General features: G+C 59.1%; 16 protein-coding genes. 2 read left to right on the forward strand and 14 right to left on the reverse strand.

Annotated elements, in window-relative coordinates:
- Positions 1–44 precede the first annotated feature (44 nt).
- The 14 genes from AACV02_RS19110 to AACV02_RS19175 form a co-directional block, all read right to left on the reverse strand.
- Positions 45–1,703 (reverse strand): Na/Pi cotransporter family protein, encoded by a 1,659-nt coding sequence (locus AACV02_RS19110; protein WP_106576055.1) that lies wholly within the window; start codon positions 1,701–1,703, stop codon positions 45–47.
- Positions 1,704–1,912: 209 nt separating this feature from the next.
- The gene (locus AACV02_RS19115) at positions 1,913–2,680 is read right to left on the reverse strand and encodes a TerC family protein (protein WP_106576056.1); all 768 of its coding nucleotides are present in this window, start codon (positions 2,678–2,680) and stop codon (positions 1,913–1,915) included.
- A 65-nt stretch (positions 2,681–2,745) separates the two neighbouring features.
- The gene (locus AACV02_RS19120; protein WP_106576057.1) at positions 2,746–4,053 is read right to left on the reverse strand and encodes a CitMHS family transporter; all 1,308 of its coding nucleotides are present in this window, start codon (positions 4,051–4,053) and stop codon (positions 2,746–2,748) included.
- Between the two features lie 274 nt (positions 4,054–4,327).
- The gene (locus tag AACV02_RS19125) at positions 4,328–6,289 is read right to left on the reverse strand and encodes a DUF7844 domain-containing protein (RefSeq protein ID WP_119741348.1); all 1,962 of its coding nucleotides are present in this window, start codon (positions 6,287–6,289) and stop codon (positions 4,328–4,330) included.
- A complete protein-coding gene (locus tag AACV02_RS19130) occupies positions 6,286–6,606 on the reverse strand; it encodes a DUF2388 domain-containing protein (protein ID WP_106576059.1) in 321 nt (106 codons plus the stop codon). The genes AACV02_RS19125 and AACV02_RS19130 overlap by 4 nt, the downstream gene beginning before the upstream one ends.
- A gap of 26 nt (positions 6,607–6,632) precedes the next feature.
- Positions 6,633–6,941 (reverse strand): DUF2388 domain-containing protein, encoded by a 309-nt coding sequence (locus AACV02_RS19135; RefSeq protein ID WP_119741350.1) that lies wholly within the window; start codon positions 6,939–6,941, stop codon positions 6,633–6,635.
- A gap of 105 nt (positions 6,942–7,046) precedes the next feature.
- Positions 7,047–7,367 carry a DUF2388 domain-containing protein gene (locus AACV02_RS19140; protein WP_119741352.1) on the reverse strand — a complete coding sequence of 107 codons (321 nt, stop codon included), beginning with the start codon at positions 7,365–7,367 and terminating at the stop codon, positions 7,047–7,049.
- Positions 7,368–7,526: 159 nt separating this feature from the next.
- Positions 7,527–7,706, reverse strand: a complete 180-nt coding sequence (locus tag AACV02_RS19145) for a DUF1127 domain-containing protein (RefSeq protein ID WP_119741354.1) — start codon at positions 7,704–7,706, stop codon at positions 7,527–7,529.
- A 262-nt stretch (positions 7,707–7,968) separates the two neighbouring features.
- A complete protein-coding gene (locus AACV02_RS19150) occupies positions 7,969–8,184 on the reverse strand; it encodes a DUF1127 domain-containing protein (protein WP_003214752.1) in 216 nt (71 codons plus the stop codon).
- Between the two features lie 318 nt (positions 8,185–8,502).
- Entirely contained in the window at positions 8,503–9,996 is a 1,494-nt protein-coding gene (locus AACV02_RS19155; protein ID WP_119741356.1) for an acetyl-CoA hydrolase/transferase family protein, read from the reverse strand.
- Positions 9,997–10,175: 179 nt separating this feature from the next.
- A complete protein-coding gene (locus tag AACV02_RS19160) occupies positions 10,176–11,612 on the reverse strand; it encodes an NAD(P)(+) transhydrogenase (Re/Si-specific) subunit beta (RefSeq protein WP_119741358.1) in 1,437 nt (478 codons plus the stop codon).
- Positions 11,612–11,932 carry an NAD(P) transhydrogenase subunit alpha gene (locus AACV02_RS19165; RefSeq protein WP_003187417.1) on the reverse strand — a complete coding sequence of 107 codons (321 nt, stop codon included), beginning with the start codon at positions 11,930–11,932 and terminating at the stop codon, positions 11,612–11,614. The genes AACV02_RS19160 and AACV02_RS19165 overlap by 1 nt, the downstream gene beginning before the upstream one ends.
- 15 nt (positions 11,933–11,947) lie before the next feature.
- Positions 11,948–13,069: a Re/Si-specific NAD(P)(+) transhydrogenase subunit alpha gene (locus AACV02_RS19170; protein ID WP_119741360.1), complete on the reverse strand. Its 1,122-nt coding sequence runs from the start codon at positions 13,067–13,069 to the stop codon at positions 11,948–11,950.
- Between the two features lie 452 nt (positions 13,070–13,521).
- On the reverse strand, positions 13,522–14,421 hold the full coding sequence (locus AACV02_RS19175) for a LysR family transcriptional regulator (RefSeq protein ID WP_119741362.1): 900 nt from the start codon (positions 14,419–14,421) through the stop codon (positions 13,522–13,524).
- A gap of 157 nt (positions 14,422–14,578) precedes the next feature.
- On the opposite strand from AACV02_RS19175, the gene AACV02_RS19180 reads away from it, so the two are divergent.
- Positions 14,579–15,760 (forward strand): acyl-CoA dehydrogenase, encoded by a 1,182-nt coding sequence (locus AACV02_RS19180; protein ID WP_053253703.1) that lies wholly within the window; start codon positions 14,579–14,581, stop codon positions 15,758–15,760.
- Between the two features lie 12 nt (positions 15,761–15,772).
- Positions 15,773–16,993 (forward strand): CaiB/BaiF CoA transferase family protein, encoded by a 1,221-nt coding sequence (locus AACV02_RS19185; RefSeq protein WP_106576067.1) that lies wholly within the window; start codon positions 15,773–15,775, stop codon positions 16,991–16,993.
- Positions 16,994–17,025 lie beyond the last annotated feature (32 nt).

Below are 17,025 nucleotides of genomic sequence, written 5' to 3' on the forward strand. Positions count from 1 at the left end.
CGAGTGAGGTCCACTGTTAACTGACTTCACTCACCGTCGTACGTTCAGGGTGAATGGGTGATGTCGGCGATATCTTCGGCCGAGAGTGCGCCGGTGTCGGACGTTTCTAGCACGACGTAGGCGCTGCTGCAGAACAGCGAGTTGAGGCGTTTCATGTCGGCAATCAGCTCAAGGTGCAGGGAGCTGGTTTCCAGGCTCTGTACGATCTTGCGTTGCAGACGGCTGACGTGGGCGTGAGCCAAGCGGCGTTCCTGAGCGCGGAAGCGGCGCTTCTCGCGCAGCAGTTGGCGGGCGCTTTCCGGGTCGGCACTGAGGAACACCGACAGGCCCAGACGCAGGTTGGCAATCAGCTGGGTATGCAGGCCGGCCAGCTCCTCCAGGCCTACTTCGGAGAACTGCCGACGTTGCGAGGTTTTCTGCTGCTGGACTTTGCGCAGCATGCGCTCGATCAGGTCGCCAGCCAGTTTCAGGTTGATCGACAGTTCGATGATCTCGGCCCAGCGACGGCTGTCCTGTTCGCTGAGGTCTTCACGGGGCATTTGCGCCAGGTAAAGCTTGATCGCGCTGTACAGGGCTTCAACGTCGTCACTGAGGCTGCGCATTTCCTGAGTGATGGCGGTTTGCTTGCCGCGCAACACTTCGAGCATTGCGGTGAGCATGTTGTCGATCAGGTCGCCCAGGCGCAGGGTTTCGCGCGCGGCGTTGGCCAATGCCAGGCTTGGGGTGTCGAGTGCGGCAAGGTCGAGGTGGCGCGGTTTGGCTTTGCCGTTGGTCTCGGCTTGTTCCGGCAGCAACCAGGCGCACAAGCGCGCCATTGGGCCGATCGTCGGCAGCAGGATGAGGCAGCGGCTGACGTTGTAGAGCAGGTGGAAGGTAATGACCATGCCTTGGGCGCTGTAGTCCAGGCCGTCCATCCAGCCCACGAGCGGGTCGAGCACCGGGATGATCAGCAGCAAGCCGATCAGTTTGTACAGCAGGCTGCCCAGTGCCACTTGCCGACCGGCCGCGTTCTGCATGCTGGTACTGAGAAACGCCAGCACGCCACTGCCGATGTTGGCGCCGATCACCAGGCCGATGGCCACGTGCAGGCCGATCACGCCCGCCCCGGCCAGGGTTGCCGTGAGCAGTACGGCAGCCAGGCTGGAGTAGGAAATCATCGCGAACAATGCACCGACCAGGGCATCCAGCAGGATGTCGCCGGTCAGCGAGGCAAACAGCACTTTGACGCCTTGGGCATGGGTGATGGGCCCGGCGGCTTCGACAATCAGTTGCAGTGCCAGGATGATCAGGCCCAGGCCGATGCCGACGCGGCCCATCTGCCCTGCTCGCGTCTGTTTACGCGACAGGAAGAAAATCACCCCGAGAAAAATCAGCAGCGGCGACAGCCAGGACAGGTCAAAGGTCAGCACGCGCGCCATCAACGCTGTACCGACGTCGGCACCGAGCATGGTCGCCAAGGCAGGCGTGAGCCCCATCAGGCCCTGCCCGACAAAAGATGTCACCAGCATTGCCGTGGCGTTACTGCTTTGCACCATGGCCGTCACCAGGATACCGGCGACAAACGCCAGCCAGCGCTTGGACATGTTCTGCCCGATGACTTGGCGCAAGTTGGAGCCGTAGACCCGCAAGATGCCGGTACGGACGATATGCGTGCCCCAGATAAGCAGGGTCACGGCGGAAAGCAGATTGAGCAAGGTCAGCATGCTCGGCCCCCCGTGTGGGTTAGCTCAAAAAGAGCAAATAAGAATTGCCGCGTGCCGCTCTACGTCTTGTACTTAAGCTGTAGTTGGCGAATGGGCTGCGCGCCAGCATCGCATAGCTAAAGTCGTGTTTGAAATAAAACTGTCATGAAATCAGTTTTTTGCAGATGAAAAAAGGGGCTCGAAAGCCCCTTTTCAGCAGCGGGTCGGTGTTATTGACCCGGAATGTCCTTGCGCAGTTTCACTGGATCCTGCTGTTTCTTCTTTTTCGCGATGGCGGTGCGCATCTTGATATTGATCGCTTCCACCGCCAGCGAGAACGCCATGGCGAAGTAGACGTAGCCTTTTGGCACGTGCACGTCGAAGGATTCGGCAATCAGCACCGTACCCACTACCAGCAGGAACGACAGCGCGAGCATCTTCAGCGACGGGTGCTTGTCGATGAATTCGCTGATGGTGCCAGCAGCCAGCATCATCACCAGAACGGCCACCACGATCGCTGCCACCATCACCGGCACGTGAGAAACCATGCCAACCGCAGTAATCACCGAGTCCAGCGAGAACACGATGTCGATGATGGCGATCTGAATGATGGTGTAGATGAACTTGCCGCCGGCGCCTTTCGGCTCGTCGTGGGTTTCGTCTTCGCCTTCCAGTGCGTGGTACATCTCCTGGGAGCTTTTCCACAGCAGGAACAGGCCACCGAAGAACAGGATCAGGTCGCGGCCGGAAATGCCTTGGCCGAAGACCACGAACAGGTCGGCGGTCAGTTGCATGACCCAGGTGATCGACAGCAGCAGCAGGATTCGCGTGACCATGGCCAGTGCCAGGCCGAAGATCCGGGTGCGCGCCTGCATATGCTTGGGCATGCGGCTGACCAGGATCGAAATCATGATGATGTTATCGATGCCCAGGACGATCTCGAGGGCCGTCAGGGTGAAGAAGGCAATCCAGATTTCCGGATTGGTCAGCCATTCCATGTGTATTCCTTTGAGCAAATGTTAAACCGCGCAAGCTGCAGCGCCGCGCGGGTGAGTGGGTACGATTATAGAGTGCTGAACAGCGGAAAAATCCCCATCAGCAAAGCGGCGAACATTATGCACAGGCATACCAGCACTGCCCACTTGAGGGTAAAGCGTTGGTGATCGCCAAATTCGATACCGGCCAGGGCTACCAGCAGGTAGGTCGAAGGGACCAGCGGGCTGAGCAGATGCACGGGTTGGCCGACGATAGACGCGCGGGCCATTTCCACGGCAGTGATGCCATAGTGGCTGGCGGCTTCGGCGAGTACCGGCAGTACGCCGTAGTAAAACGCATCGTTGGACATGAAGAAAGTAAACGGCATGCTCACCAGCGCGGTGATCACCGCCAGGTAAGGGCCCATGGCTTCGGGGATGACCGCCAGCAAGCTTTTGGACATGGCGTCGACCATGCCGGTGCCCGACAGGATGCCGGTGAAAATACCGGCAGCGAAGATCAGCCCCACCACCGCCAGTACGCTGCCTGCGTGGGCAGCGACGCGGTCTTTCTGCTGTTGCAGGCACGGGTAGTTGACGATCATCGCGATGCTGAACGCCACCATGAACAGCACTGGCAGCGGCAACAAGCCGGCGATCAGTGTGCACATCAGGGCAAAGGTCAGGGCGCCGTTGAACCAGATCAGCTTCGGGCGACGAGCATCCGGGAACTGCGACACGCTGATCTCGCTGTGGTCGATCTCGTCACCCTGCAGGTGCAGTTCGCCCAGGCGCGCTCGTTCGCGTTTACCGTACATATAAGCAATCGCCAGGATGGCCACGACGCCGGCGGCCATGGCCGGGATCATCGGTACGAAAATATCCGAGGGGTCTACGTGCAGCGCACTGGCGGCGCGGGCGGTCGGGCCGCCCCATGGCGTCATGTTCATCACGCCACCGGCGAGGATGATCAGGCCGGCCATGATCCGCGGGCTCATGCCGATGCGCTGGTACAACGGCAGCATGGCGGCGACGCAGATCATGTAGGTAGTCGCGCCGTCACCGTCGAGAGACACCACCAGTGCCAGCACGGCGGTACCGACCGACACTTTCAGCGGGTCGCCCTTGACCATCTTGAGGATCTTGCGCACGGCCGGGTCGAACAGCCCGGAGTCGATCATCAGGGCAAAGTACAGAATGGCGAACATCAGCATCACGCCGGTCGGCGCAAGCTTGGTGATGCCCGCAAGCATCATCGGCCCGATCTCGGGTGCAAAGCCACCAAACAGGGCGAACAGGATGGGCACGATGATCAAGGCAATCAGCGCGGAAAGGCGCTTGGTCATGATCAGGAACATGAACGTGATGACCATGGCAAAGCCAAGGAAAGTCAGCATAGGAATACTCCAGGCGTAGCGCGGCTAGGGAATGGCGAACCGGTTTGGGGTCAGCGCAGTACGAAAGGCACGTGGCGTACGGGTGGAGTTGAAGCGAAAAGGCAAGGACGAGCGGACATCGGGAATCACCATTGTTGTTGTTAACAGCCGGTCTGTTGCCGACAGTGGTGGCGATCCTAGACGTGGAAGCTTTCAGCCAGCTTTCGCTGTGTAATCAGATGATGAGAGGTTTTTCTGGTTCTTCTGTAGGGCGAGTCAGCTTGTGTGGGGCGAATTATGGAAGCTCCAGGCCCCCCGCCGCTTTGTGCAGCGCCCTCAGGTGCTCGCCCACCTGTTTGAGATTGGCTTCACACGCGGCAATTTCGGCGGCGCGGGAAGGTTCGAGCAGCACTCTCACCTCTTTATCCAGATCGCCGGTCAAAGATTGCAACTGCTTCTGGCGCTCGGCGCTTTCCGATTCCAGGCGTTTGGATTCCGACGGTTGTGGCAGGCCGTAGCCACTGCTGCCCAGTAGCTCCGCCGGGCGGCTGAGGAAGCCGCTGTTGGCGAGGATCTGTTGCAGGGTGTTGTTGGCTTTTTCCATGCCGCCGTTTTTCAGCTCGCGAGCACCGAGGTAGCGTTGTTTGACTTCGTCCTGGGCCAGCATCAGCTGTTTGCGATAGCTCGCCTGTTCCAGCAGCAACAGCGCGGCGCTGGTGCGCAGGTCGGCCTGACTGAACCATTGGCGGCGTTCTTCTGCGCTGAGGGACAGCCAGTCTTCGACCTCGGTCTGCTTGATCGGCAAGTGTTTGCGCAGGACATCGAACATCGCCTGGTAACGCTCGCGGAACGAGTCGAAGTGATAACCCAGGCGCAGTGCCTCGCGTTTGTCCTTGAGGACGCTGGTGTCGGCCAGGCCGCGTGCACTGAGCACTTCCAGCAGGCCGTTGGGGGTAATGTTGTCCAGCCCGGTCAGCTGTGGGTTGGCGCTGCCACTGCGCAGGAGTTTGAGGCTTTCGACCGCGCAGTTGTTGGAGATGAAGAAGTAGTTGCCGTCGTAGCTCCAATGCATTTCGGCGGCATGCTCGACGGTGTCGTTGATCTCTTGGCGGGTGAGTTTCAGCGGTACGGATGCCAGCCCGCGCAGTTCGGTCTTGGTGTATTCGTCGATGACTTGGGCCAGGGGCAGCACGAACAGGCGTGACGGGTATTTGCCCACCAGGCCATCCCAGCTCGAAAGCTGTACGTCACCGACAAAGGCGCGGTAGGACAGGACCAGGTGTTGGTCCAGATCCAGGCGGCAATCCGGACCGCGCGGGCGACCGGGCGCGCAGATCACCAGGCGCAACATGCTGTGGCCCCAGCGGCTGACCAGGTTCTGGTTGGCTTCGGCCAACAGGTAGTCGATTTCGTACACGCGCTCCGGATCGATCTGGCCCAGTGGCGTCTTGGCGAAATCGTTGCCTGCATTCAGGAAGGCGTAGGTTTTGGCGCAGGTGTCTTGCTCGGGCGGCGCCCAGCCGAAGTGTTCCTTGTAGTAGCGAAACAGCGCGGGGCGACGGCAGGCGTAGCTCGGGTCGAGCAGGAAATACTCCATGTTGACTGCCACGAACTCCAGCGGGCTGGTGGTTTCGTAGATGTCCGGGCTACGGGCAACCTGGTGGTTGTGTTGTTCACGCTCGCCGCGACGGCCCACGTATTGCGGCCAGCCGGCGAGGTCCAGCAGGCGCGGGTCGTCACTCAAGGTAAAGCGGCGATCATTCTGGCCACGGCATTGATCGGGCAGGCCGATCAGGCCGGTGATGTTGTTTTGGCGGCTACACCGCTGGATGAGCGCGCGGTCGTCTTTGGTCCACAGGCGCGCACGGTCATAGATGTGAGTCAGCTCATGCAGCACGGTGGCGAGCATTTCGCGGCGCACAGTGCCGTGTGGGCGATTGGTTTTTTGGGTGGCGGCGCTGCCGTCGGTCAGGCTGGCGAGCAGGTTCTGATTCAGATCAAGCTCGGACACCAGTGAGGCCTGACCATAGGCATTTTCAGGCATTTTGTCGGTCCAGCCGACATCGATGCGTCGGTCCAGTTGCTCGACAAAGCGCGGCGGCAAGGCGCGCATCGCTTCATCAAGCAATGCCTGGCTGGCCTGCTGTTCGGCCGGGCTCAAGCCATCGGTCTTGAGCCGCAGTTGCAGGCTGGCCTGGGCTGCGCCTGCACAGAGCAGCACAGTCCCGGCCAATAGCCAGGCGACCAGGCGCCTCACAGAGCGAGGATGGCTTCGGCGAGCGTCTGGTCACTGGCATCGCGAGCTTGCGGCACGCGGGTTCGCAGGGTGTCAAAGGCGGCTTCCAATTGCGCGCCACGGATCTCGCCATTGGTGGCGACGAAACTGGCGGCGTCGTCGTGGGCTTCGCGTACGACTTTGGAGTCGCGTATGGACGTGGTGGTGTCCGAGGTGAAGTCAATGGTGCGGGCCGAGGCACGCACGACGATGTTACTGGTGGCCTTCAAGGTTTGCGCGTGGGCGACATCGGCCAACAACAGCAGGCCGAGAGCGGCGGCGATCAGCGGGCTACGCATGGAATAACTCCAAAATACAAAGATGATTATTGGACGAGAATTGCTTGCGCCAGTTCAAGGTCGCTTGCATGAAGTTTTGGCTGGGTGCGGCGCAGATAATCCAGCGCGGATTCCAGACGAGCGCCCCGCCATTGGCCGTCAGTGGCGATAAAAGCGGCAGCGTCATCCTGGGCGGCCATTACCAACTTTCTGTCAAAGGGCGCTGACGTCACCTTGCTGGTGGCGTAGGCACTGATGACGGTGCTCTGGGTGGACACATCAAAGGCCGAAGCCAAGGGTGACCAGCAGATGGAAAATAATACGGGAACGATCAACAGGCGGTATGAAAAAACCATGAGACTCGACAACTGAAAGCGAGCGCCAAGGCTAGCGCAACGCCCGGGCGAGAGCCAGCGCTGACACATGAGGTAGCAGCTGGCGCGCTTTTATGTCGATCTGCGTCAGATAGCCAGGATCGCTTGGGCGAGCTGCGTGTCACTCGCGGCACTCAGTTGCGGGGCTTGTTGGCGGATCTGGGCCAGGGCGCTTTCCAGCTTCACGCCACGGATGGCGCCTTCGCTGGCAACGAAGCTGGCGGCGTCATCGCGAGCGGCCTGGACGACCTTGTTGTCACGCAGGGAGGAGGTGGCATCCGAGCTGGCATCGGAGGTGGCTTTCAGCGCGCCGACGATCGAATCGGTGGTCACGATAAGGCTGCTTGCGTTGGCATTGGCAGCCACGGCCAACAGGGCTGCGGCACTCAGCAGGCGAAGACGGGACATGGAATGACTCCTGTAGATGAACAAATAAAGCGGCGCAAAGCGGCCACTGTGAAACCGACGTTGTTGCAATTGAGCATCAGACGTCGGTTCTACAAGGTTCGCCACGTGATGACGCGATCTTAAGCTGCCGTTTATCTATTCGGAAAGCCTCACAGCGGTTTAGTCGCGCCAGAACGGTTTGGACAGCTCGGCGATCCGGTCGCCCTGGCTGATGCCTGCGTCGGACAGCTCCCGAGCGCTGAGTTGGGCCAGTTGTTGGCGCTCATAGGCCTGTTTAGCCCATCGAGCCAGGGCACTGGCGGTACGAATAAGCAGTCGTTTACTGGACGAGGCGCGCATGTGGATGGCCTTTCGTGAGGTATTGAAACTCCATGTTGGACGCGACTTTGATACCAATACAGATACACCAGGTCTAAATTGTACTGCTTAACTGTAGTATTTTTTAAACTGTACTGGTCGCTAAACAGCTCATCTGTTTGGCGATGCAAGAACCGAAATCCAGAAACAGCAAAGCCCGCCTCCGGTTACCCGGGGCGGGCTTTGCTTTGACAAATCAGGGTGCTGGCAGTGGACCCGGTGGGTCAGGGCCAGCGGGCGCCAATTAGCGCCAGAACGGCTTGCTCAGCTCTTCGTAGCGTTGAGCTTCGCTGATACCGGCGTCAGCCAGCAGACGCGAATCCAGACGAGCCAGTTGATGGCGGCTGGAGATGCGGCGCTGCCACAACATCAGGTTGGCGAGAACGCGCAAAGGCAGGGAAGCCTGGGTGTTTACAGCTTTTTCTTCGAAGAACAGATCGGAACTGAGTGTACGTTCCATGATGACATCCTTCCGCTTGTGGCGGGATTAGGTAGTGGTTTAACTGATGCCAATGATCCTCCTCCGGCGCAAGACTCTGTAGATACAGTTCACCTGTATTGTGAAGGGCCAGTTAACTGTTTATACCCGCTGTACTGTACGGAAATGGGGCAACTGTACCTGTCCGCACTGAAACAGTGCGAAATAGGCGATTTAGGTGATGCATGTAGGAATATTCGGTGGGAAATGACCGGTACAGCAGTACAGTTTTTTGCAGAATTGATGCGGGTGCGTTCGAGCTGATGCAACTGTGTGTGCATCAGCTCAAATCTGTATCAATCACGCCTTGAGCATATGCCCGGTTTCCTCCAGGTTAATGTGCCAGCTCAGTGCCTCGCGCAGGATATGCGGGGTATGCCCGCCGATAGCACAGGCAGCAGTGAAGTAGTTGTTCAGCGCATCGCGGTACGCCGGATGCACACAGTTGTCGATGATCACCCGGGCCCGTTCCCGTGGCGCTAGGCCGCGCAAGTCGGCAAGGCCAATTTCGGTGACCAGGATGTCGACATCATGCTCAGTGTGGTCCACATGGCTGACCATCGGCACGACGCTGGAGATGGCGCCGCCCTTGGCGATCGACTTGGTAACGAAGATTGCCAGGTGCGCATTGCGCGCGAAGTCCCCGGAGCCGCCAATACCGTTCATCATCCGCGTGCCACATACATGGGTGGAATTGACGTTGCCGTAGATGTCGAATTCCAGCGCGGTATTGATGCCGATAATGCCCAGGCGACGCACCACCTCAGGGTGGTTGGAGATTTCCTGTGGGCGCAGCACCAGCTTGTCCTTGTAGTGCTCCAGGTTGCCGAACACGTCGGCGTTGCGCCGTTGCGACAAGGTAATCGAGCTGCCCGAAGCGAAGCTCAGCTTGCCCGCATCGATCAGGTCGAAAGTCGAATCCTGCAGGACTTCCGAATACATCGTCAGGTCTTCAAACGGCGATTCGATCAAACCGCACATCACTGCGTTGGCAATGTTGCCAATCCCGGCCTGCAGCGGGCCGAGCTTGTTGGTCATGCGACCGGCGTCCACTTCCTGTTTGAGAAAATTGATCAGGTGATTGGCGATGCCTTGGGTATCGGCGTCCGGCGGCGTCACGGTGGACGCGGAATCAGGCTGGTTGGTGATTACAATGGCGACAATCTTTTCCGGCGGGATCGGAATCGCGGTGCTGCCGATGCGGTCGTCGACCTTGACCAGCGGGATCGGCGTGCGCGTCGGCCGGTAGGTTGGAATATAAATGTCGTGCAACCCTTCCAGGTTCGGGTTGTGCGCCAGGTTGATCTCAACGATCACGTGCTTGGCGAAAATCGCAAAGCTGGCCGAGTTGCCCACGGAGGTGGTCGGCACGATATGGCCTTGCTCGGTGATCGCGACGGCTTCGATCACGGCAATATCCGGCAGCTTGAGCTGGTTGTTGCGCAGTTGCTCGACGGTTTCCGACAAATGCTGATCGATAAACATCACCTCGCCGGCGTTGATCGCCTTGCGCAGGGTGCTGTCGACCTGAAATGGCATGCGTCGGGACAGCACGCCGGCTTCGGTCAGTTGCTTGTCCAGGTCATTGCCCAGGCTGGCGCCGGTCATCAGAGTGATTTTCAGCGGCGAAGTCTTGGCGCGTTCGGCCAGGGCGTGAGGGACGGCCTTGGCTTCACCGGCTCGGGTGAAGCCGCTCATGCCGACGGTCATGCCGTCCTCGATCAGTGCGGCGGCGTCTGCCGCGCTCATGACCTTGTTCAACAACGAAGGCAAGCGGATACGATCACGGTACATGAATTGTTATCTCAGGCTACGGAAGCAAGGTGGGCAGTGTAGTGATTTCAAAAAATTTCGGCCCGCTACCATGGTCGAATGCCAGGCGGCGATTTAGAGCCTTTGGTCGGGTTTAATCCAGCAATAAAAAACCCCAGCCTACTGCAGGCCAGGGTTTCGGGTATTGCGCTGGCGCAGTGTTATTCGACGGCTTTGACCATGTCTTCGATGACCTTCTTGGCATCACCGAAGACCATCATGGTTTTGTCCAGGTAGAACAACTCGTTATCCAGGCCCGCGTAGCCGCTGGCCATCGAGCGCTTGTTGACGATGATGGTCTTGGCCTTGAACGCCTCAAGGATCGGCATGCCGGCAATCGGCGAGTTAGGGTCGTTCTTGGCGGCCGGGTTGACCACGTCGTTCGCGCCCAGCACCAGTACCACGTCGGCCTGGCCGAACTCGGAGTTGATGTCTTCCATCTCGAACACCTGGTCATAAGGCACTTCGGCCTCAGCCAGCAGCACGTTCATATGGCCAGGCATACGGCCCGCCACCGGGTGGATCGCATACTTCACGGTCACGCCGCGGTGGGTCAGCTTCTCGGTCAGCTCTTTAAGCGCATGTTGCGCACGTGCCACCGCCAAGCCATAGCCCGGCACGATGATCACGGTGTCGGCGTTGGTCAGCAGGAAAGTCGCGTCGTCGGCAGAGCCGGATTTGACCGGGCGCGCTTCTTTCGAACCCGCAGGACCCGCCGCATCGGCTGTGTTGCCGAAGCCGCCGAGCAGTACATTGAAGAACGAGCGGTTCATCGCCTTGCACATGATGTACGACAGGATCGCGCCGCTGGAGCCTACCAGCGAGCCGGCGATGATCAGCATCGAGTTGTTCAGCGAGAAGCCGATACCCGCCGCTGCCCAGCCGGAGTAGCTGTTGAGCATCGACACGACGACCGGCATGTCGGCGCCGCCAATCGGGATGATGATCAGCACCCCAAGCACAAACGCCAGGGCCAGCATCAGTGCGAAGGCGCTGAGGTTGCCAGTGAACATGAACGCCAGGCCCAGACCCAGAGTTGCAAGGCCCAGCACCAGGTTCAGCTTGTGCTGGCCGCCGAACTGTACCGGTGCGCCCTGGAACAGGCGGAACTTGTACTTGCCCGACAGCTTGCCGAACGCGATCACCGAACCGGAGAAGGTGATGGCACCGATGGCCGCGCCGAGGAACAGTTCCAAGCGGTTACCGGCAGGGATCGAGTCGCCCAAGTGTTTGACGATGCCCAGGGATTGCGGCTCGACCACGGCGGCGATGGCGATAAACACTGCGGCCAGGCCGATCATGCTGTGCATGAAGGCCACCAGCTCGGGCATCTTGGTCATTTCTACGCGCTTGGCCATGATTGAACCGGCGGTGCCGCCGATCAATAGGCCGACAATGACGTAACCAATGCCTGCGGTAGCCAACTCTGCGCCCAGCTTATAGATGAGGCCCACGGTGGTCAGCACCGCCAGCGCCATGCCGAGCATGCCAAACAGGTTGCCGCGTCGCGACGTAGTGGGGTGTGACAAGCCTTTAAGGGCCTGGATAAAGCAGATCGACGCGATCAGGTAGAGCGTCGTTACAAGATTCATGCTCATTACTTCGGCGCCTCTTCTTTTACTTTCGGGGCTTTTTTCTTGAACATCTCGAGCATCCTGCGCGTTACCAGGAAGCCGCCGAACACGTTGACCGCCGCCAGAGCCACAGCCAGAGTGCCCATGGTCTTGCCCAGGGGTGTCACGGTAAGGGCCGCCGCCAGCATGGCGCCGACGATCACAATCGCCGAGATCGCGTTGGTCACGGCCATCAATGGCGTGTGCAACGCGGGGGTGACGTTCCAAACCACGTGGTAACCGACGTAAATCGCCAGCACAAAGATGATCAGGTTGTAGATACCGGGGGAGATAAGCTCTTCCATCGTCTGAATCCCTGCTTAGGCGTTTTTACGGATGACTTGGCCGTCGCGGCACATCAGGCACGCGGCGACGATGTCGTCTTCGAGGTTGATTTCAAACTGCCCTTCCTTGGTGAAGACCAGCTTCAGGAAGTCCAGCAGGTTGCGCGCATACAGAGCAGACGCATCAGCAGCCACTGCGCCGGCCAGGTTGGTCGGGCCGCAGATGGTCACGCCGTTTTCCACGATCACCTGATCGGCGACTGTCAGCGGGCAGTTACCGCCCTGGGCTGCGGCGAGGTCGATGACCACGGAGCCGGGTTTCATTTGTGCGACGGTTTCAGCACTCAACAGGGTCGGTGCCTTGCGGCCCGGGATCAGCGCGGTGGTGATAACAATGTCGGCTTGCTTGGCGCGTTCGTGCACTGCCAGGGCCTGGCGCTGCATCCAGCTGGAAGGCATGGGGCGCGCATAACCGCCGACGCCGACGGCGCATTCGCGTTCTTCATCGGTTTCGTAGGGCACGTCGACAAACTTGGCACCCAGGGATTCGATCTGCTCTTTTACTGCCGGGCGCACGTCGGACGCTTCGATCACTGCGCCCAGGCGTTTGGCCGTGGCAATCGCCTGCAAGCCTGCAACGCCAGCGCCGAGGATCAGCACGCGCGCGGCTTTGACGGTGCCGGCGGCAGTCATCAGCATTGGCATGAAGCGTGGGTAGTGATGGGCTGCCAGCAATACCGCTTTATAGCCGGCGATGTTCGCTTGCGATGACAGCACGTCAAGACTCTGGGCCCGCGAGGTGCGCGGTGCAGCTTCAAGGGCGAAGGCCGTAATGCCGCGCTCGGCGAGTTTGGCGATGGTTTCGTTGCTGAACGGGTTGAGCATGCCCACCAACACGGTGCCGCTTTTGATCAGCGCCAGTTCGCTGTCGCTGGGGGCAACCACCTTGAGAATCAGCTCGGCACCCAACGCATCCTCGGCACTGCCAATGGTTGCGCCTGCCGTTTCATAGGCACTGTCCACGACACTGGCTTTAATGCCTGCACCGCTTTGAACAGTGACCTTATGGCCCTGGCCGATCAGCTTCTTGATGGTTTCCGGGGTGGCAGCCACCCGCGTTTCACCGGTCTGGGTTTCGAGAGGAACACCAATGTGCACGTCAAATCTCCTGCATGATCTTTTTGCTTTTGATCTTTTTGTAAAAAGGCCAGTGCACCGCGAGTGGCGCAACTGGGGCGGCCGATCAGCACGATCCCGCCGAAATGACAGCGGGGCGCGGCATTTTGCAGGCGAACTTTACGGCCATCAAGGGATTATGACGGGTGACGAAAAATTAACTACAAGTCACCCTGTGACTGATTGTCGCAATGCCCTTTAATAACCGCTTTAAATACAGGTGTTTAGAGGGGTTTAGGCTGTTTTTAGACTTTTTACAATTGTCGCGGTGAATGGGCGGGCATTGGCCGCTCATCGGCGCTGCAAGCCATGTAGATCATAGCTTCGCGCCGGATTTCTGGCTGGCAGGTACAGTCTGTGTAAATGCGACATATCCGTACATCTGTAGGATTTAGAATTTCCTGACTACAGGGTCAGCAAGCGGTATCGGGCCTTTAAACATTGGGGTTATAGCGCTGTGATTGATCAATTAACCAGTCTCTGAAGGCGTGCAGTGAGGCGGATTCGACTTTTCTTTCGGGAATCATCAGGTAGTACGCCTTCGAGCTGCTGAGAGCCTCGGTGCTTGCGATCACTAATTGCTTCTCCTCAAGCTCGCGCTGGATAAGGAATGGCGGAATCAGCGCAATGCCCATGTCATGCATGGCGGCCTGAGACAACATCGAGAATAGCTCGTAACGTGGGCCTGTCATGTCACGGGGTATGTTCAGTTGTTGCGCGCTGAACCACTGCCGCCAGGCGTATGGCCGAGTGGTTTGCTGCAGTAGTGGCAATTGCGCGATCTGCTGAGGGCTGAAGTGGTCACGGTCACCCAGCAAGCGCGGGCTGCACACCGGCAACGGATTTTCCCCCATCAAGCGGTGGGACTCGGTGCCGGACCAGTCCGCATCGCCGAAGTAGATCGCAGCATCGAATTCGGTATCGGCAAATAGAAACGGGCGCGTCCGGTTGGTGAGATTGACGGTCACCTCTGGGTGCTGTCGTTGAAAATCTTTCAGTCGAGGGATCAGCCATTGCGTGCCGAAGGTCGGCACCACGGCCAGTTCAATGACGTTGGCGCCCTGCTGTCCCATTACAGACAAGGTGTCGCGCTCTACGGCGTCCAGTTGCATGGCGACACGCCGGCTATAGGACAGGCCCGCTTCCGTCAGTTTTACCCCGCGCCTCGAGCGCCGAAATAGCTCGACACTCAAAAACTCTTCAAGACTGGCGATCTGTCGACAGATGGCGCCTTGAGTGATGGATAGCTCGTGCGCCGCCTTGGTAAAGCTCTCGTGGCGGGCCGCAGCCTCAAAGCTGACCAGGGCCGTCGTACTGGGAATTTTTCTGCGCATGTACGGAGTACTCACTTATAAAGCGCGTCTGCGCCCTTCTCAGTCGTTTCGGAGTGAGAAATTAGCACAACCCTATGCAGAAACCTCGTTTGCCCTCTGCGTCAGCCCAGCCTAGGCTGCATCCACGACTTCTGATTTTTTCCGCGAGGGCTTATTCATGGCTGGTAAGGCAAGCTTCAACTGGATCGATCCGCTGCTGCTGGATCAACAGCTCACCGAAGAAGAGCGCATGGTGCGTGACAGTGCTGAGCAATTCGCCCAGGACAAGTTGGCGCCGCGTGTGCTCGAAGCCTTCCGCCATGAAAAGACTGACCCGGCGATCTTTCGCGAGATGGGCGAAACCGGCCTGCTCGGCGCGATGATCCCTGAGCAGTACGGTGGCAGTGGCTTGAATTACGTCAGTTATGGACTGATCGCCCGTGAGGTCGAGCGTGTCGACTCCGGCTATCGCTCAATGATGAGTGTGCAGTCGTCATTGGTCATGGTGCCGATCAACGAATTTGGTACCGAGGCGCAGAAGCAGAAGTACCTGCCGAAGTTGGCATCCGGGGAATGGATCGGCTGCTTTGGCCTGACGGAGCCTAACCATGGTTCTGATCCGGGCGCGATGATTACGCGGGCGCGCAAGGTAGACGGCGGCTATAGCCTGACTGGCGCCAAGATGTGGATCACCAATAGCCCGATCGCCGATGTGTTTGTGGTATGGGGCAAGGACGATGCCGGGGATATCCGTGGTTTTGTCCTTGAGAAGGGCTGGAAGGGTCTGAGCGCTCCAGCGATTCACGGCAAGGTCGGCTTGCGGGCTTCCATTACCGGTGAAATCGTCATGGATAACGTATTTGTGCCGGAGGAAAACATTTTCCCGGATGTGCGTGGTTTGAAAGGGCCTTTCACCTGCCTTAACTCGGCGCGTTACGGCATCTCCTGGGGCGCGCTGGGTGCTGCCGAGTTCTGCTGGCATACCGCTCGCCAGTACACCCTGGATCGTCATCAGTTCGGGCGTCCATTGGCGGCAACCCAACTGATCCAGAAGAAACTGGCCGATATGCAGACCGAGATCACGTTGGCGCTGCAAGGGTGCCTGCGTCTGGGTCGCATGAAGGATGAGGGAACGGCGGCGGTTGAGATCACGTCGATCATGAAGCGCAACTCGTGCGGCAAGTCCCTGGATATCGCCCGTATGGCGCGTGACATGTTGGGTGGCAACGGTATTTCCGATGAGTTCGGGGTGGCGCGCCATTTGGTCAACCTGGAGGTGGTCAACACCTATGAAGGAACGCATGACGTGCACGCCTTGATTCTTGGGCGTGCGCAAACCGGTCTTCAGGCGTTCTATTAATAGGAGCACGGTATGGGCGCGCTTTCACATCTGCGGGTACTGGACTTATCGCGAGTGCTGGCGGGCCCCTGGTCCGGGCAGATCCTTGCGGACCTTGGGGCTGAAGTGATCAAGGTCGAGCGGCCTGGTAATGGCGACGACACGCGTGCATGGGGGCCGCCCTTTCTCAAGGATGCATTTGGCGAGAACACCAGTGAAGCGGCGTATTACTTGTCGGCCAACCGTAACAAGGAGTCGGTGACTATCGACTTCACGCGACCGGAGGGGCAGAAGCTGGTGCGTGACCTGGCGGCCAAGTCCGACATCCTGATCGAGAACTTCAAGGTGGGTGGTCTGGCGGCATATGGGCTGGACTATGAATCGCTGAAGGAGATCAATCCCGAGTTGATCTATTGCTCGATCACAGGCTTTGGTCAGACGGGGCCTTATGCGACGCGCGCGGGTTATGACTTCATGATCCAGGGGCTGGGTGGCCTGATGAGCCTGACCGGTCGGCCAGAGGGTGACGAAGGGGCCGGGCCTGTGAAGGTGGGCGTGGCGTTGACCGACATCTTGACCGGGCTCTACTCGACGGTGGCCATTCTCGCAGCGCTGGCCCATCGCGATCATGATGGTGGCGGGCAGCACATTGATATGGCGTTGCTGGATGTGCAGGTGGCATGCCTGGCTAACCAGGCGATGAATTACCTGACGACAGGTATTTCACCAAAGCGTTTGGGCAATGCTCATCCCAATATCGTGCCTTATCAGGATTTCCCCACGGCTGATGGTGACTTCATCCTCACGGTGGGTAACGACGGGCAGTTTCGCAAGTTCGCTGAAGTGGCGGGTCAGCCTCAATGGGCAGAGGATCCGCGCTTTGCTACTAATAAGCTGCGGGTGGCTAATCGCGCGGAGCTGATTCCGTTGATTCGCCAGGCTACGGTCTTCAAGACCACGGCTGAGTGGGTATCGCAGCTGGAGCGAGTGGGTGTGCCTTGCGGGCCTATCAATGACTTGGCACAGGTGTTCGCCGACCCACAGGTCAAGGCGCGGGGGCTGGCGATGGCATTGCCGCACGCGTTGGCGGGGATGGTGCCTCAGGTAGCGAGCCCGATCAGGCTATCCAAGACGCCGGTTGAGTATCGTAGCGCGCCTCCTCTATTGGGGGAGCACACGGTTCAGGTGCTGCAAGGAGTGCTTGGGCTGGGGCCGGCGAGTGTGGCTGCTTTAAAGGAAGCGGGGGTTATATGAGCGGTTCCCTCTATATAGAGTGTGTGAAGAGC

The organism is Pseudomonas sp. Larv2_ips, assembly GCF_963879675.1.
Lineage (GTDB): Bacteria > Pseudomonadota > Gammaproteobacteria > Pseudomonadales > Pseudomonadaceae > Aquipseudomonas.

Excerpts from the sequence above, each read along its gene's own strand:
- AACV02_RS19145 (WP_119741354.1), bottom strand. The coding sequence starts at position 7,706 with ATGCGCGCCTCGTCCAGTAAACGACTGCTTATTCGTACCGCCAGTGCC.
- AACV02_RS19185 (WP_106576067.1), top strand. The coding sequence starts at position 15,773 with ATGGGCGCGCTTTCACATCTGCGGGTACTGGACTTATCGCGAGTGCTG.
- AACV02_RS19120 (WP_106576057.1), bottom strand. The coding sequence starts at position 4,053 with ATGCTGACTTTCCTTGGCTTTGCCATGGTCATCACGTTCATGTTCCTG.
- AACV02_RS19150 (WP_003214752.1), bottom strand. The coding sequence starts at position 8,184 with ATGGAACGTACACTCAGTTCCGATCTGTTCTTCGAAGAAAAAGCTGTA.
- AACV02_RS19175 (WP_119741362.1), bottom strand. The coding sequence starts at position 14,421 with ATGCGCAGAAAAATTCCCAGTACGACGGCCCTGGTCAGCTTTGAGGCT.
- AACV02_RS19110 (WP_106576055.1), bottom strand. The coding sequence starts at position 1,703 with ATGCTGACCTTGCTCAATCTGCTTTCCGCCGTGACCCTGCTTATCTGG.
- AACV02_RS19180 (WP_053253703.1), top strand. The coding sequence starts at position 14,579 with ATGGCTGGTAAGGCAAGCTTCAACTGGATCGATCCGCTGCTGCTGGAT.
- AACV02_RS19155 (WP_119741356.1), bottom strand. The coding sequence starts at position 9,996 with ATGTACCGTGATCGTATCCGCTTGCCTTCGTTGTTGAACAAGGTCATG.
- AACV02_RS19135 (WP_119741350.1), bottom strand. The coding sequence starts at position 6,941 with ATGGTTTTTTCATACCGCCTGTTGATCGTTCCCGTATTATTTTCCATC.
- AACV02_RS19115 (WP_106576056.1), bottom strand. The coding sequence starts at position 2,680 with ATGGAATGGCTGACCAATCCGGAAATCTGGATTGCCTTCTTCACCCTG.
- AACV02_RS19140 (WP_119741352.1), bottom strand. The coding sequence starts at position 7,367 with ATGTCCCGTCTTCGCCTGCTGAGTGCCGCAGCCCTGTTGGCCGTGGCT.
- AACV02_RS19130 (WP_106576059.1), bottom strand. The coding sequence starts at position 6,606 with ATGCGTAGCCCGCTGATCGCCGCCGCTCTCGGCCTGCTGTTGTTGGCC.
- AACV02_RS19165 (WP_003187417.1), bottom strand. The coding sequence starts at position 11,932 with ATGGAAGAGCTTATCTCCCCCGGTATCTACAACCTGATCATCTTTGTG.
- AACV02_RS19160 (WP_119741358.1), bottom strand. The coding sequence starts at position 11,612 with ATGAGCATGAATCTTGTAACGACGCTCTACCTGATCGCGTCGATCTGC.